Here is a 14,988-nt window from a genome sequence, read left to right as displayed (position 1 = left end):
GTGAGGAGAGTCTGAATGAGCCAAGTGTTGGAAGATCTGGTCGACCTGCTGACGCTGGAGCCGATCGAAGAAAACCTGTTCCGTGGCCGTAGCCAGGACTTGGGTTTTCGTCAGCTGTTCGGTGGTCAGGTGCTCGGTCAGTCGCTGTCGGCGGCCAGTCAGACGGTTGAAGAGGCGCGCCATGTGCATTCGATGCACGGCTATTTCCTGCGCCCAGGCGATGCCGGGTTGCCGGTGGTGTATCAGGTTGACCGGGTGCGTGACGGTGGCAGCTTCAGCACGCGTCGGGTAACGGCGATCCAGAAGGGCCACCCGATATTCACGTGCAGTGCGTCGTTCCAGTACGACGAAGAAGGCTTTCAGCACCAGACCGAAATGCCGCAAGTGGTCGGTCCGGAAAACCTGCCATCGGAACTGGAGATCACCCAGCAGCGCGCGCACCTGATCCCCGAGAAAATGCGCGAAAAACTGCTGTGCCCGAAGCCGATCGAATTTCGCCCGGTGACCGAGAAAGATCCCTACAACCCGCTGCCCTCCGATCCGGTCAAGTACGTCTGGTTCCGCGCCGACGGGGCGCTGGCCGATTCGCCGGCGCTGCATAAATACCTGCTGGCCTATGCATCGGACTTCGGTCTGCTGGTCACCTCGATGCAGCCCCACGGCAAGTCGGTGTGGCACAAGGATATGCAGGTCGCCAGCCTCGATCACGCGCTGTGGTTCCACCAGGATCTGCGTGCCGATGACTGGTTGCTCTATGCGATGGACAGTCCGTGGGCGGGCAATTCCCGTGGCTTCTCCCGTGGCAGCGTGTTCAATCGCGCCGGGCAACTGGTGGCCTCGGTCACCCAGGAAGGCTTGATCCGTCACCGCAAGGATTGGGCATGAGCCTGGCCGAAGTGCGTCACTGGGTGTTCGACATGGACGGCACCCTGACGGTGGCCGTGCACGACTTCGCGGCGATTCGCGTGGCGTTGGCGATTCCTGCCGAACACGACATCCTGACCCACCTCGCCGCACTGCCGGCCGATGAAGCCGCAGCCAAACATGCATGGCTGCTGGAGCACGAGCGGGACCTGGCCCTTGGTTCGCAACCGGCGCCGGGCGCGGTGGAACTGGTGCGCGAACTGGCCGGGCGTGGTTATCGCCTGGGCATTCTCACGCGCAACGCCCGGGAGCTGGCGCATGTCACGCTGGAGGCCATTGGCCTGGCCGACTGCTTTGCGCTGGAGGATGTGTTGGGCCGCGATGATGCTCCGCCCAAGCCGCATCCGGGCGGGTTGCTGAAACTGGCCGAAGCATGGAAGGTGCCGGCGAGCGAGATGGTGATGGTCGGTGATTACCGCTTCGATCTCGATTGTGGGCGGGCAGCGGGAGCGCGGACTGTGTTGGTGAATCTGTCGGATAATCCATGGCCGGAATTGACCGATTGGCATGCGGCGGATTGTGTTGAGTTGCGGCAGATGCTTTCGGCTTGAGGGCGTTGTTGTCGGGTGAACCGCTTTCGCGAGCAAGCCCGCTCCCACATTTGATCTCGGGTGCTCACAAATGATGTGTACACCGCAGGTCCAATGTGGGAGCGGGCTTGCTCGCGAAGAGGCCCTTCCAGACACCACAAATACTACTGCCCGAACAATGCCTTCTGCCCCTCTGGCGAGGTAAACATCCCATCCCCGTTATGCCCGACCCCGGGCACTTCAACCAATTGCTGCTTCAACCCTTGCGGTTGCAGCCGCTTTAAATAATCGAAGTAAAAACGCCCGCGGGCCAATCGAGACGGCCCTTGCGCCCTGGCCTCACAGCTTTTATCCAGCGCCGGATGATTCGGGTCGGTGTCCTGCTGCCCCAGCAGATAAACGACTTCACGCTTGAGGTAACTTTCCTGCAACTGTGCTGCGGTTTGTCCTTCTGCGTAAGCCGGTAAATCCGCCAGCCCGTACTTCCAGCGATGGAAATTCGGGCAACCGGCGTGGCTGAATGCCACGGGCCTGCGCTCATCGAAATAAGCGTAGGAGGACGGATTGGCGATCACGTAGCGTACCTGCACGCCGGCAGCATCGAGGTCGGATTGCGCGTGACCGAGCAACGCATAGCGCTGAACCACCTGCGCGCCGCCGGAGTGCCCGGCGATGACGATTTGCTTCACATCCGGAAACTGCTGACGGTCACCCAAGCGGGCGATGATTTCGTCGAGCGCCGCGTAGGAACTCAGCCGAAAGGGTGCCGTGGATTCGCCGCCGGCCATCCATTCATTGCCTTGCCAGCGCAAAACGGTGTCGGCCACCGGATGGACCGCAACGTCGGTTTCATTGAGGAATTGCGGGGCGATCACCAGGGTCGTTGCGCTTTGCCCCGCCAGTTCGGCCGCGTGCTCACCACTCTGCAGATAGGTTTGCGCATTGCGCAAGCGACCGTGGAGGATGATCAGCACCCGTTCGATTTTTGCCGGGGCGGGGCTGATGCCCACCGCGATTTCACCTGACTTCAACAGCAGGCGCCCTGAGCTGAGTTCCTTGACCCCATGCTCGGCGGCCTGGGACGTTGTGCAAGTAAACAGAACAACCAACAACCACTTCTTCATTTACAGATTTTTCGCCGCAAAGGTATCGCACTGGCCAACCTGGCCTTGGGCGAAACCGGTTTTGAACCAGCGCACCCGTTGCGCCGACGTACCATGGGTGAATGAGTCCGGGACCACACGGCCCTGACCCTGTTGCTGCAAACGATCGTCGCCGATGGCGTTCGCGGCGTTCAGTGCTTCTTCGATGTCGCCCGGTTCCAGCCAGTTCAGGCGCTTCTGCGCATTGTTGGCCCAGACGCCGGCCAGGCAATCGGCCTGAAGTTCCTGGCGAACCAGCAAACCACCGTCGCCTTCCATCTGCCGGCCTTGTTGGCGCGCTGCCTGAATTTTCGTGGACACCCCAAGCAAGGTCTGCACATGGTGTCCGACTTCGTGAGCGATCACGTAGGCCTGGGCGAAGTCGCCCGCGGCGGAAAAGCGTTGGGACATTTCCTGGAAGAACGCCATGTCCAGGTAGACCTTCTGGTCAGCCGGGCAATAGAAGGGGCCGGTCGCCGAGGTGGCCAGACCGCAGGCCGAATTCACGCGGTTGCTGAACAGCACCAGGGTCGGGTCCTTATATTGGCGACCGGCCTGCTGGAATATCGCGCCCCAGGTGTCTTCGGTATCGCCGAGGATCGAGCGCACGAATTCCGCGCTCTCATCATTGGCCGGCGGTGCCTGGCGACTCTGGTTGGTGGCGGGCGCCGATTGCTGCTCCATTTGCCCGGTCAGTTGTCCGAGGATCTGCAGTGGATCCTGGCCGGTGATCCAGCCGATGCCGACAATCAGGAGGATCGCCGTCAGGCTCAAACCCTTGCCACCGCCAAAACGCATGCCGCCGCCACCACCGCCGACATCATCGCCACGGGCGTCGACCACGTTGTCGCTGCGTCGGCCTTTTTTCCATAGCATGTGGGAATCCTCTTCTGTTCCGGGGAAAGCGTCGTCCGATGAGTGTTGCTGCCAAGTGGGAGCGGCGCCAGTCCGGCCGTCCGTCTTTTTTCCGCGAACAGGTTGATTCCCGGCTACCCGTGAAGGGTTGCCGAGAAGGTCTCAGGCTTGTATTGAACACGGATAACCCATCGAATTCCGTTGGGCGATGGGTTTTTATCGTGAGGGCGATCGCCGGTCCTGCGAATTATTCGTCAAATGCATCCCACACCGGCGCAAAGTCAGGGCTGACCTGGCGCTCGCGTTTGGACAGGCTGGCGATCAAGGCACGGTCTTCATTATCCAGTCGCACATCCAGCGCCGAGAGATTGGCCAGTTGATTGGGCTCGCTGCTGGCCTTGGGGATCGCGGCCACGTTGGGTTGATCGAGCAGCCATTTGAGCGCGACCTGCGTCGGCAGTACGCCGTGTTTCGCGGCGATCCGCCGGATGGCCGGAATGTCGGATACCTTGTTGCGTGCCAGTGGCGTGTAGGCTGTCAGCGCAAGATCCTGTTGACGGGCGTAGTCGAGCAGGGCGTTTTGTCCGAGCAGCACGTGGTACTCGACCTGGATCGCCGACAGCGGCGCCCCCAGTTCTTCGACGACTTTGCGTAGCAGGGGCAGTGGAAAATTCGCCACGCCAATGTTGCGCGCCAGGCCTTGCTCCCTGAACGACACCAGGGTTTCTATGGTGCGCGGCAAATCCCAATCGGTGGTTGGCCAATGGAGCATGAACAGGTCGACGTATTCGCTGTGCAGGGCTTTGAGGCTACGGTCCATGGAGTGACGCATGGCGTCGGGTTGCAGTTGGTCCCACCAGACTTTGGTCGTGACGTGGATCTGCTCGCGGGGTGTCGGACTGTTCGCCAGCGCCTGACCGACCGCGTCTTCGTTGTTGTAGGCAGCTGCCGTGTCGATGTGCCGGTAACCCAGGGTCAGAGCCTGTTCCACTGCTCGGGTGCATTCCTCGCCGAGCATTGGCCAGGTGCCGAGGCCGAGTTTCGGCATGTTCAAACCCTGAGCGTTAATGATGTGCTGCATGGTCGATCTCCTTTTCATAAGCAGTGACGCCTGCGATATGGCGCGCGGCGATATAGCCGAATGTCAGCGCCGGGCCGAGATTGATGCCGCCAGCGGGGTAGTGACCGCCCATGATGCTGGCCATGTCGCCGCCCGCCGCGTACAGCCCGGCGATGGGTTGCGCCGCGCCGTCCAGGACTTGGGCATGTTGGTTGACCTTGAGCCCGGCGAAGGTACCGAAGCAGCCCGGCTGGACTTTCACGGCATAGAAGGGGCCTTGTTCGATCGGCGCGACGCATGGGTTGGGCTGTTGCAGTGCATCACCCTGCTTGCGGTTGTAGGGTGTGGAACCACGGCCGAATTGCGGGTCCTCGCCGTTGCGCGCGTGGCGGTTGTAGTCCGACACGGTGGTGCGCAAGCCAACCGGGTCGATGCCGCAGGCTGCAGCCAATTCCTCAAGGGTGTTGCCGGTTTTCAGATAGCCGCTGCGGATGAAGGATGACAGCGGCACAGGAAATGGCCGAGAGATGCCCAGGCCATATCGACGCTGAAAGCCATGGGTGCAGATCAGCCACGACGCCACTTCTTCACCCGGTGGGGCGGCGGCGACCATGGCCGTGACGTAGTCGTAGTAGCCGTTGGCTTCATTGACGAAGCGCTGGCCGTTGCTCAGCACTCCGATGATGCCCGGCTTGCCGCGCTCGATGATGTGCGGGAAGTGTCCCGTGCTGCCGTCGCTGTGCGGCACCTGCGAAACCGGTGCCCAGGCGACGGCGGACGCCATGTCGGTATTCACCCGGGCACCGGCACTTTCGCCCAGGCGCAGGCCATCGCCGCAAACGCCGAGGGGCGGCAAGGCCAGATGCTCATGCCCGGTCGGTGTGCGGGGGAACAGGGCCTTGCGGCGGTCGATGTCATTGGCGAAACCACCCGCGGCGAGCACCACGGCCTTGCGTGCATGGATGCGCACCGAGCCTTTGGCGGTGTTGACCACCGCGCCTCGTACCTGGTCATTCTCGCGCAGCAATCGGCTCACGGGCGCTGATTCCCAGAGCAACACACCGAGGTCATCGGCGGATTTCGCCAGGCGCGCCACCAAGGCCACGCCGTTGACCAGTTGCATCGCCCGGCCATGTACGACGAGATCGAACAGGTGGCGGCTGAAGCGCCGCGTAACGTGCCAGGCCGCCGACAGTGAACGGGTCAGGTTGAGGAATGCCGTGAGGTCCGCCCCCGCCATGATCGGCATGCCCATGAACGATGTTTCCCGCATGGTTTTGCGCAGACGCTTGAGCAGTGTGCCGACTTTTCGTGCGTCGTACGGGGCGGCGATCACCGAGCGTCCACCGGTGCCGGCCCCCGGCGTGTCGCCATGAATGTCGGCAATGGCGTTGCCGTCGGCGAACTGCAGCGAGGTGTGCTGCTCGAAGAACGACACCATCCGCGGGCCGGCTTCCAGGAAAGCGTCGATCATCGCCGGATCAAAGCGCTCGCCCAGTTCGTGTTTCAGGTAAGTGCGCGGCAGTTCAACGTCTTCGACGATGCCTGCGCGTCGGGCCAGCGGGTTGCAAGGCACCCAGGCCCAGCCACCGGACCAGGCCGTGGCACCGCCGAACACCGGGTCCTTTTCTACCACTATGACTTTCAGTCCATGCCACGCGGCGGTCACGGCCGCCGACAGTCCCGCCGCACCGGAACCAACGATCAGCACATCGCAGTCGATGTCGGGAAGAAAGTGCGCTTGGGCAGGCATTGTTTGAACTCCGGTGTTTTATTGTTTTGGAATCTTGTTCCAGAAAATATAAGAATCAGGTGAAGCCGAACAAGTCTTGAGGGTGTAAAACGGGCGGTTATCGAACGTTCAGTTCCAGATTTCGCATTCGTTCAGATGTCTTCTAGAATCGAGCAAATTTTGCGTGGAAGCGACCATGGCCGGCAGTCAGATCGAACGTGTTTTCAGTGTGCTCGAAAGCCTCACCAGCGATCCCCGTGGCCTGCCGATGCAGACCCTGGCAGAGCAACTGGATATCCCCAAGAGCGCGACCCATCGCCTGCTGGCCGAGCTGATCCGCCTCGGTTACGTGCGGCAGAATCCGGATAATCTGCGTTATCACCTCTCGACCAAACTGGTGGCGATGGGCTTCCGTTATCTGTCGAGCAGCGGTGCCGACATCGTGCAGCCAGTGCTTGACCGCCTGGCGCAGGAAACCGGCGAACTGGTGCGTCTCGGGGTGATCGACGGTGAGCGTCAGATTTGGATCGCCAAGTCCCAGGGCGCGCGCTCCGGTCTGCGTTACGACCCGGACATGGGCCGCGATGCGCCGTTGTTTTACACCGCCTCTGGGCATGCGTGGCTGGCCTGCATGAGCGATGCCGAAGCCTTGTCGCTGGTGGAGCGGCAGGGCGCACAAGTGCCGGAACATGTGGGGCCGAACGCGCCGCGCTCGAACATCGAATTGCTCGAACGCCTGCGTCTGGCGCGGGACCAGGGCTACGCCTGGGTCGAGGAGAGCTCGGCGGTCGGCACTTCGGCGATTGCGGCAGTGGTGCGCCATCCCGCCGATGGGCGGGTGATCGGCGTGCTCAGCATCGCCGGGCCGAGTGCACGGATGCCGGGGGCGCGGCTGCATGAGCTGGCGCCGTTGTTGCTGGCGTACACCGAGGAGTTGTCGGCGGCGAGTCTGGCCTCGGAGTTGTTCAACTAAGGCCTGTGCAAATCGACTGTGGGAGCGGCGGTGCGGCGATCCGACTTGCTCGCGAATGCGGTGTGTCATGGGATCTGGATGGCGCTGACACACTGCATTCGCGAGCAAGCCCGCTCCCACATTTTGAACAGTGTCTAGCTTGAGAAGCTGTGCGCTGTTCGAACACTTTCAGGATAGGTCTGTGTAAGAATCTGGAACTAGGTTCTAAATTATTGGGGTTCATCGCTCCAATAACACTCACAAGAGGACCGTATCTTGAATTCGCCACTTCGCATCGCCCTGATCGGTGCTGGCAACATGGGCCAGCAGCACTACCAGCATCTGCAATCCCTGACTGAAGCGACGTTGTGCGCCGTGGCCGATCCGGGACCGCAGGCGGCCAGTCTTGCGGCGCAATGGGGCGTAGCCTGTTTCGCCGATCATCGTCAGATGCTGGAGCAGGCGAAACCGGACGCCGTGATAGTCGCCAACCCGAACACGCTGCACGTCAGCACGGCCCTCGATTGCCTCGCGGCCGGCGTGCCGGTATTGCTGGAAAAACCGGTGGGCGTGCACCTGGATGAAGCCAAGGAGCTGGTGACTGCCTCGAAGGCGAGTGGCGTTCCGGTACTGGTCGGACATCATCGTCGCCACAATCCGCTGATCGTCCGCGCCCACGAGCTTGTCCACAGCGGCGCATTGGGTCGGTTGACCACGGTCACGGCGCTCTGGCAGTTGCGCAAGCCCGACAGCTATTTTGAAACACCCTGGCGGCGCGAGGCCGGCGCGGGGATGCTGTTGACCAACCTGATCCACGACCTCGATCTGCTGCGGCATTTGTGCGGTGAAGTGCGCCAGGTTCAGGCCATCACCAGCAACGCCATTCGCGGGTTTGCCAACGAAGATTGCGCGGCAATACTGCTGCAATTCGACAACGGTGCACTGGGCAGCCTGACCGGCTCCGATGCGGTGGCTGCACCCTGGAGCTGGGAGCTGGATTCGGGGGAGAACCCGGTGTATCCGCGTCATCCTGATCAACCGTGCTACTTGCTGGCCGGGACAGGTGGGGCGCTGAGCATTCCGCAGCTTAAACACTGGCACTACAACGATGTCGATGGCGGCTGGCATCAACCGTTGCTGGCAACCCAGGAAAACTTCAATGCCGATGAAGCCCTGCGTCTGCAGTTGCAGCACTTCGTGCGTGTTGCACGCCGGGAGGTCGAGCCGCTGGTGAGTGCCGCCGATGCCGCGCGTACGTTGGCGCTGATTGAAGCCATCCGCGAAGCCGCCGAAACCGGGCGTGCCTGCGCGCCATCCTTGATCGAGGGGTGAGCATGAGCGAGCGTATCTTCTCCCTGGCCAGCCTGACCGTGCTGGAGTTGTCACCGCCCGATATGGTCGAGGTCGCCGCGCGGGCCGGTTACAGCCATGTCGGCTTGCGTCTGGTACCGGCAACCCCGGAGGAGCACCATTTTGCCCTGGTGGCCGACCACGAACTGCGGCGCCAGACCTTGGCGCGTCTGCGCGATACCGGTATTCGGGTGCTGGACGTCGAAATCCTGCGGCTCAAACCGGAAACCGTCGTCGCCGATTTCGAAAAAGTCCTGGCGGTGGGTGCCGAGTTCGGCGCCAGTGAGTTGCTGGTGGCCGGCAACGACCCTGATGAACAACGGCTGACGGAACATTTTGCCGAACTCTGTGATCTGGCGGCACTCTATGGGCTGCACCCGTATCTGGAGTTCATGCCCTGGACCGATGCGCGCAATCTTCAACAAGCCGTGCGTATTGTAGAAAACGCCGGGCGGGAAAACGGCGGAGTGCTGGTGGACGCCTTCCACTTCGATCGTTCGGGATCGCGCCTGGAAGATCTGGCCAAAGTTGCTCCCTCACGGTTACGGTATGCACAGTTGTGTGACGTCGCAGGACTACGGCCGACCGATATGGCGGAGATCTTGCGCCAGGCGCGTAACGAACGGCGTTTTCCCGGCGATGGCGATTGTGATCTGCAGGGGTTGTTGGGGATTTTGCCGGCTGACATTCCATTGAGCCTGGAGATTCCCACCGTGCAGTTGCTGGAGCAGGGCGTGAGTGGGTTGGAGCGGGCGCAGATGGCGCTGGATAAAACCCGGGAATTGTTTGCGCGGCTGTAATCGGTGCTGCGCACCTATCGCGGGCAAGCCACGCTCCCACAGGTTCTATGCTGATTGGGTGGAAGCGTGGTTTGCCCGTGATGCTTTTGACTTTATGTAAGGAAACCCAATGACCGTCAGCACCCCGCTTTCCGGCGTCAATCAGCCCTTCAAAGGGATCCTGCTGATCGTTGTCGCAACCTTCCTGTTTTCCACCCACGACGCCTTTTCCAAATACCTCTCCGGTTTCTATCCCATTGTCATGGTGGTCTGGGCGCGCTACGTGGTTCACACCTTGTTGATGGCCGGGATTTTCCTGCCGCAGTCCGGGTTGCGGGTGCTGCGTACCAAACGGCCATTGCTACAGGTGATCCGGGCGCTGTGCCTGCTGGGCACCAGTCTGTTTTTCACCACGGGGCTGATGTACATCCCGCTGGCCGAGGCCACGTCGGTCAACTTCCTCGCTCCGGTATTGGTCACCGCGCTGTCGGTACCGCTGCTTGGCGAACGGGTGACCCGGGGGCAATGGCTGGCGGTGATTTTCGGTTTTAGCGGAGTGCTGATCATCGTTCACCCCGGGGGCGATCTGTTTACCCCGGCGGTGTTGCTGCCGTTCTGCTCGGCGCTGTTTTTCTGCTTCTACCAACTGCTGACCCGCAAGCTCAGCGAGATCGACAGCCCGACCACCAGTAACTTCTTCGCAGGCTTGTGCAACACGCTGGTGATGAGTGCGCTGGTGCCGTTCTTCTGGCAGACGCCGAACCTGATGCATGGCGCGATGATGCTGGCGCTGGGGGCCTGCGGGATGACGGCTCACCTGTTCCTGACCCAGGCTTTCCGCCTCGCGGCACCAGCACTGCTGGCACCGTTCAGCTATTGCCAGATCATCTTCGCCGGCCTGCTGGGCTGGCTGCTGTTTTCCCATACGCCGACACTGACCACCGTGCTCGGCATCGCCGTGATCTGCTGCAGCGGGTTGGCGGCGGCGTGGCAGCAAAGCCGCAAGTAGAAAGTAACCGGAAAACAACGGTGGGAGCAGGCTTGCTCGCGAAAGCGGAGTGTCAGTCACCATAAATATCGACTGACACTGCGCATTCGCGAGCAAGCCCGCTCCCACAGGGGCATTGCGCTTAACTTTAGTCAGTGACGGTCGGAATCTTGCGCGGTGCCATGAAGTACATCCAGATCAGCGCGATGAAGTACATCGCCGGAATCATGGTGAACAGCACGGTGTAGTTGTTGTTGGTGATTGTCAGGATGTGGCCGACCAGTTGGGTCATGAACATCCCGCCAATCGCCGCACACATGCCACCGAAGCCGAACACCGTACTCATCATGTGCTTGGGCGTGTAGTCCATCACCAGGCTCCAGATGTTCGCGGTCCAGGCCTGGTGCGCGCCGATGGCCAGGGAGATGGCGGCCACCGCGACCCACAGGTTGCTGGAACCGGCCGCCATGATCACGCCGATGATGCAGCAGGCGAACAGGAACATGGACATCAGTCGCGCCTTGATCGGGTTGACGCCGCGACCGATCAGGAACGAGGAGAGGATGCCGCCGCCAACGCTACCGAAGTCGGCAGTGAGGTAGATGATGATCAGCGGGATACCCATCTGGGTGACGTTGATGCCCAGGTTGTATTGCTGGTTGAGGAACGGTGGCAGCCAGTACAGGTAGAACCAGAACACCGGTGCGGTGATCGAGTAGGCGAGGGCGAAGGCCCAGGTGCCGCGCATGCGCAGGATTTTCGAGAACGGCACGCGGGTTTGTTCCGGCTCGACTTCTTTCTGGATGTAGTCCAGCTCCGACTGTTTCACGCTCGGGTGGTCTTCCGGGTTGAAGTACTTCAGGCCCCAGAACAGCAGCCAGACCCCGCCCAGTGCCGACATGCACAGGAACGCGGCTTGCCAGCCCCAGACGTGCAGGATCAGTGGCAGCAGCATCGGCGTGAACATCGCGCCGACGTTGGTCCCGGCATTGAAAATACCGGTGGCTACCGCACGTTCACCGGCCGGGAACCACAGGCGCGTGGTTTTCACGCAGGCCGGGTAGTTGGCCGCTTCGGTCAGGCCGAGGATGAAGCGGCAGACCATGAAGCCGACCGCCGAAGTGGCCAGGCCGTGGGCACCGGTCGCCAGGCTCCAGAGCAGCACGGCGCAGAAGAACACGCGCTTGACGCCGACCCGGTCGATCAAACGGCCTTGCAGCACGAAACCGATGGCGTAACCGACCTGGAACCAGAAGTTGATGTTGGCGTAGTCCATCGCCGTCCAGCTCATTTCCTTGGCCAGGATAGGCTGCATCACGCCCAGGGCGGCGCGGTCGATGTAGTTCAGGGTGGTGGCGAAAAACACCAGCGCCAGCATGCCCCAACGGGTTTTGCCGACTGCCATGGCGCCGCGAATCTTGTCGCCGATGCCACCTGTGGCGGTGCTCATGGCAGGTGCCATGCGAGAACTTTGAGAAGGAATCATGTGTGCCATCCGTTCAATGACTGACAAGCGGGGCTCGTCGTGACTTCAAGGGCGCGTGATCAATCGGTCTGTCGCGGCGTGCGCGAAAGGGCTGATCGGCTGTGTTCGTCGGCTGACGGGTTATTCAGCGAGCGGCACGGTTGTGCCGGCGGAGCGCGGGGTTCGGATGGACGCCAGGCAAGGCGTAATGACGGTAGAGCGAGTGAGCAAGGCGTTGAATGAGCGCATGAGCGTATACCCGTTTTTTGAAATTTTTATGTGGTGTTCTGGGTCTTGTTGACCGGGGCCGACGATTTCAAGACCGGACCCAATGTGGTGTTGATGTTGCGCAGTGAACAAAAAATCGTCAATTCGCTATCGGCCATTGTGTTCGATAATCGCACGCAAAACTAACTGGGTAGTACACTTTGAATTGCTCAATGCATCGACCAGCTCAATAATCCATCCACTCTTTTAAAAGCGGCGCAAATTCCCTGTAGCCGAAGCCTCCACCGGGAGCCGAAACATGCAGCGTTCCATTGCCACCGTATCCTTGAGCGGTACCCTGCCGGAAAAACTCGAAGCCATTGCCGCCGCCGGGTTCGACGGCGTCGAGATTTTCGAGAACGACCTTCTCTACTACGACGGTAGTCCACGGGAAATTAAACAGATGTGCGCCGATCTCGGGATCGCCATCACCCTGTTTCAACCGTTCCGTGATTTCGAAGGCTGCCGCCGCGATCGCCTGTCGCGCAACCTGGAACGCGCCGAGCGCAAATTCGACCTGATGCAGGAGCTGGGCACTGACCTGGTGCTGGTGTGCAGCAATGCCTCGGCCGAGTCCATCGGTGATGAACAGGTTCTGGTCGACGACTTGCGACTGCTGGCCGAGCACGCCGGGGCACGTGGCCTGCGCATCGGCTACGAAGCACTGGCCTGGGGCCGGCATGTGAACACCTGGCAACAGGTGTGGAACATCGTGCGTCAGGCCGATCACCCAAGCCTCGGTGTGTTGCTGGACAGCTTTCACACCCTGTCGCTCAAGGGCGATCCAAGTGCTATCGCCGAGATCCCCGGCGACAAGATTTTCTTCGTGCAAATGGCTGACGCGCCGATCCTGGCCATGGACGTGCTGGAGTGGAGCCGGCATTTTCGCTGCTTCCCGGGCCAGGGTGAATTCGACTTGCCGGGCTTCCTCGCGCCGATCATCAAGAGTGGCTACACCGGGCCTCTGTCGCTGGAAATCTTCAACGATGGCTTCCGCGCCGCGCCGCCACGAGCCAACGCCGCCGACGGCTTGCGTTCGTTGCTGTACCTGGAAGAGAAAACCCGCGAGCGTCTGGCCCAGGAAGCCAAGCCTGCGACCAACTCTGAGATTCTGTTCGAAACGCCCAAGGCCAGTGAGTACAACGGCATCGAGTTTCTCGAGTTCGCCGTGGACGAAAGCCTCGGCGCCAAGCTCTCGCATTGGCTTGAGCGACTGGGTTTCGTCAAGGCCGGGCAGCATCGTTCCAAGAGCGTCAGCCTGATGCGCCAGGGCGATATCAATTTGATCCTCAACTCTGAACCTTACTCCTTCGGCCACAGCTTTTTCGAAGCCCACGGCCCTTCGTTGTGCGCTACCGCCGTGCGAGTCAAGGACAGCGCCAGTGCGCTGGCACGAGCCGTGGCTTACAAGGGTCAACCCTATCGCGGGCTGGTGGGCCCCAATGAACTGGAACTGGCGGCGGTGCGTGCGCCGGATGGCAGCCTGATTTATCTGGTGGACCAGGATGCCGACGTCTACGGTACCGACTTCAATCTGCTGGCGGATGCACCGGTCAGCGGTGGCCTCAAGCGCATCGACCACATGGCCATGGCGCTGCCGGCCGACAGTCTCGACAGCTGGGTGCTGTTCTATAAGAGCCTGCTGGATTTCGAGGCAGACGATGAAGTCGTGCTGCCGGATCCTTATGGTCTGGTGAAGAGCCGTGCCTTGCGTAGCCGGGACAGTTCGATCCGCCTGCCACTGAACATTTCCGAGAACCGCAACACCGCGATCTCACACGCGCTGTCGAGTTATCGCGGCTCCGGCGTGCACCACATCGCGTTTGATTGTGATGACATCTTTGCCCAGGTCAGCCGTGCAAAAGAGGCGGGCGTGCCACTGTTGGATATTCCGCTCAACTACTACGATGACCTGGCGGCGCGGTTCGATTTCGACGACGAGTTCCTCAGTGAGCTGGCCTACTACAATGTGTTGTACGACCGCGACGCCCAGGGCGGTGAACTGTTTCATGTGTACACCGAGCCGTTCGAGGGGCGGTTCTTCTTCGAGATCATCCAGCGTAAAAACGGTTATGCCGGCTACGGCGCGGCCAACGTCGCGGTGCGCCTGGCGGCCATGGCCAAATCCCGTAGCGGTGCATTGCGCCAGGCGAAGTTGTAGGTAATTCGTAAACGCGGGATTAAACGTGGGCCGCGCGGCTTCCTTCACTGTGCCGCGCAGCCCATAATCGCCAGCCTGTGCAGTGATGGCCGTGAGCCCGCAATGACAATGACTTCAGAACTCCCCGCAGCCTCCGTAGAACCTGGTGCCGAGCCGCGCAAGAGTCGCAAGAACAACCCGGAAAAGACCCGCGAAAACATCCTGCAGGAGGCGATTGTCGAATTCGTCCAGCAGGGGCTTTCCGGTGCCCGCGTCGATGCCATCGCCGAGCGCATCCACACCTCCAAGCGCATGATCTATTACTACTTCGGCAGTAAGGAACAGCTCTACGTCGAGGTGCTGGAGAAACTCTACGGCGATATCCGCAACACCGAAAATCGCCTGCACCTGGCAGAGCTGGCGCCGGTCGAAGCCATTCGGCGGCTGGTGGAGTTCACCTTCGATCACCATGATCGCAACGTCGATTTCGTGCGCATCGTCAGTATCGAGAACATTCACAACGCCGAGTACGTGAAGCGCTCCGATGCGATCAAGGCGATGAACAACACTATCCTCGATTCACTGGGCGAGATTCTGCGTCGCGGCGCCGAGCAGGGGCTGTTCCGTACCGGGCTTGATCCGCTGGACGTGCATTTGCTGATCAGTTCGTTCTGCTTCTATCGCGTCTCGAACCGCCACACCTTTGGTGAGATTTTTCAGATCGACCTGCCGGACGAACGTATCAAGCAGCGTCATCGGGAGATGATTTGCGAGTCGGTTCTGCGGTACCTGCAAGCCTGAGGC

13 protein-coding genes are annotated in these 14,988 nt (G+C 61.1%); 8 read left to right on the top strand and 5 right to left on the bottom strand.

The features are described from left to right. Window positions 1-15: 15 nt before the first annotated feature. Window positions 16-885, top strand: a complete 870-nt coding sequence (gene tesB, locus KGB29_RS13315) for an acyl-CoA thioesterase II (RefSeq protein WP_090451550.1) — start codon at window positions 16-18, stop codon at window positions 883-885. Further along, complete coding sequence (locus KGB29_RS13310; protein ID WP_150813522.1) at window positions 882-1,475, top strand: HAD family hydrolase; 594 nt, start codon at window positions 882-884, stop codon at window positions 1,473-1,475. The genes tesB and KGB29_RS13310 overlap by 4 nt, the downstream gene beginning before the upstream one ends. 143 nt (window positions 1,476-1,618) lie before the next feature. On the opposite strand, the gene KGB29_RS13305 is transcribed toward KGB29_RS13310, so the two are convergent. From KGB29_RS13305 to KGB29_RS13290, 4 genes are all read right to left on the bottom strand, one after another. Further along, window positions 1,619-2,578, bottom strand: a complete 960-nt coding sequence (locus tag KGB29_RS13305; RefSeq protein ID WP_150813521.1) for an alpha/beta hydrolase — start codon at window positions 2,576-2,578, stop codon at window positions 1,619-1,621. Continuing rightward, window positions 2,579-3,472 (bottom strand): neutral zinc metallopeptidase, encoded by an 894-nt coding sequence (locus KGB29_RS13300; RefSeq protein WP_090451547.1) that lies wholly within the window; start codon window positions 3,470-3,472, stop codon window positions 2,579-2,581. A 226-nt stretch (window positions 3,473-3,698) separates the two neighbouring features. Further along, window positions 3,699-4,532 carry an aldo/keto reductase gene (locus KGB29_RS13295; RefSeq protein WP_150813520.1) on the bottom strand — a complete coding sequence of 278 codons (834 nt, stop codon included), beginning with the start codon at window positions 4,530-4,532 and terminating at the stop codon, window positions 3,699-3,701. Beyond that, window positions 4,516-6,264 (bottom strand): FAD-dependent oxidoreductase, encoded by a 1,749-nt coding sequence (locus KGB29_RS13290; protein ID WP_150813519.1) that lies wholly within the window; start codon window positions 6,262-6,264, stop codon window positions 4,516-4,518. Before KGB29_RS13290 ends, KGB29_RS13295 begins: the two co-directional genes overlap by 17 nt. Before the next feature lie 175 nt (window positions 6,265-6,439). Here KGB29_RS13290 and KGB29_RS13285 point away from each other — a divergent pair, with 175 nt between their 5' ends. From KGB29_RS13285 to KGB29_RS13270, 4 genes are all read left to right on the top strand, one after another. Beyond that, on the top strand, window positions 6,440-7,216 hold the full coding sequence (locus KGB29_RS13285) for an IclR family transcriptional regulator (protein ID WP_150813518.1): 777 nt from the start codon (window positions 6,440-6,442) through the stop codon (window positions 7,214-7,216). Window positions 7,217-7,471: 255 nt separating this feature from the next. Continuing rightward, on the top strand, window positions 7,472-8,527 hold the full coding sequence (locus tag KGB29_RS13280) for a Gfo/Idh/MocA family protein (RefSeq protein ID WP_150813517.1): 1,056 nt from the start codon (window positions 7,472-7,474) through the stop codon (window positions 8,525-8,527). 2 nt (window positions 8,528-8,529) lie between these two features. After that, window positions 8,530-9,345 (top strand): sugar phosphate isomerase/epimerase family protein, encoded by an 816-nt coding sequence (locus KGB29_RS13275; protein WP_223543861.1) that lies wholly within the window; start codon window positions 8,530-8,532, stop codon window positions 9,343-9,345. A gap of 109 nt (window positions 9,346-9,454) precedes the next feature. After that, on the top strand, window positions 9,455-10,333 hold the full coding sequence (locus KGB29_RS13270) for a DMT family transporter (protein ID WP_150813515.1): 879 nt from the start codon (window positions 9,455-9,457) through the stop codon (window positions 10,331-10,333). A gap of 127 nt (window positions 10,334-10,460) precedes the next feature. Here KGB29_RS13270 and KGB29_RS13265 read toward each other — a convergent pair whose 3' ends face one another. Beyond that, window positions 10,461-11,798: an MFS transporter gene (locus KGB29_RS13265; protein ID WP_150813514.1), complete on the bottom strand. Its 1,338-nt coding sequence runs from the start codon at window positions 11,796-11,798 to the stop codon at window positions 10,461-10,463. Window positions 11,799-12,303: 505 nt separating this feature from the next. Between KGB29_RS13265 and quiC the strand changes: the two genes are divergently transcribed. Beyond that, complete coding sequence (gene quiC, locus KGB29_RS13260; RefSeq protein ID WP_057713205.1) at window positions 12,304-14,205, top strand: 3-dehydroshikimate dehydratase QuiC; 1,902 nt, start codon at window positions 12,304-12,306, stop codon at window positions 14,203-14,205. A 102-nt stretch (window positions 14,206-14,307) separates the two neighbouring features. Then, window positions 14,308-14,985 (top strand): TetR family transcriptional regulator, encoded by a 678-nt coding sequence (locus KGB29_RS13255; protein ID WP_057713206.1) that lies wholly within the window; start codon window positions 14,308-14,310, stop codon window positions 14,983-14,985. Window positions 14,986-14,988: the final 3 nt, after the last annotated feature.

This window comes from Pseudomonas sp. BF-B-30 (assembly GCF_019956305.1).
Classification (GTDB): domain Bacteria; phylum Pseudomonadota; class Gammaproteobacteria; order Pseudomonadales; family Pseudomonadaceae; genus Aquipseudomonas; species Aquipseudomonas jessenii.
Note: the sequence above shows the minus strand (reverse complement) of the source record. Positions and strands in the feature narration are given on the sequence as shown.

Coding starts and splice junctions, on each gene's coding strand:
- KGB29_RS13275 (WP_223543861.1), top strand. CDS start 8,530: ATGAGCGAGCGTATCTTCTCCCTGGCCAGCCTGACCGTGCTGGAGTTG.
- tesB (WP_090451550.1), top strand. CDS start 16: ATGAGCCAAGTGTTGGAAGATCTGGTCGACCTGCTGACGCTGGAGCCG.
- KGB29_RS13310 (WP_150813522.1), top strand. CDS start 882: ATGAGCCTGGCCGAAGTGCGTCACTGGGTGTTCGACATGGACGGCACC.
- KGB29_RS13290 (WP_150813519.1), bottom strand. CDS start 6,264: ATGCCTGCCCAAGCGCACTTTCTTCCCGACATCGACTGCGATGTGCTG.
- KGB29_RS13305 (WP_150813521.1), bottom strand. CDS start 2,578: ATGAAGAAGTGGTTGTTGGTTGTTCTGTTTACTTGCACAACGTCCCAG.
- KGB29_RS13270 (WP_150813515.1), top strand. CDS start 9,455: ATGACCGTCAGCACCCCGCTTTCCGGCGTCAATCAGCCCTTCAAAGGG.
- KGB29_RS13295 (WP_150813520.1), bottom strand. CDS start 4,532: ATGCAGCACATCATTAACGCTCAGGGTTTGAACATGCCGAAACTCGGC.
- KGB29_RS13255 (WP_057713206.1), top strand. CDS start 14,308: ATGACAATGACTTCAGAACTCCCCGCAGCCTCCGTAGAACCTGGTGCC.
- KGB29_RS13285 (WP_150813518.1), top strand. CDS start 6,440: ATGGCCGGCAGTCAGATCGAACGTGTTTTCAGTGTGCTCGAAAGCCTC.
- quiC (WP_057713205.1), top strand. CDS start 12,304: ATGCAGCGTTCCATTGCCACCGTATCCTTGAGCGGTACCCTGCCGGAA.
- KGB29_RS13300 (WP_090451547.1), bottom strand. CDS start 3,472: ATGCTATGGAAAAAAGGCCGACGCAGCGACAACGTGGTCGACGCCCGT.
- KGB29_RS13265 (WP_150813514.1), bottom strand. CDS start 11,798: ATGATTCCTTCTCAAAGTTCTCGCATGGCACCTGCCATGAGCACCGCC.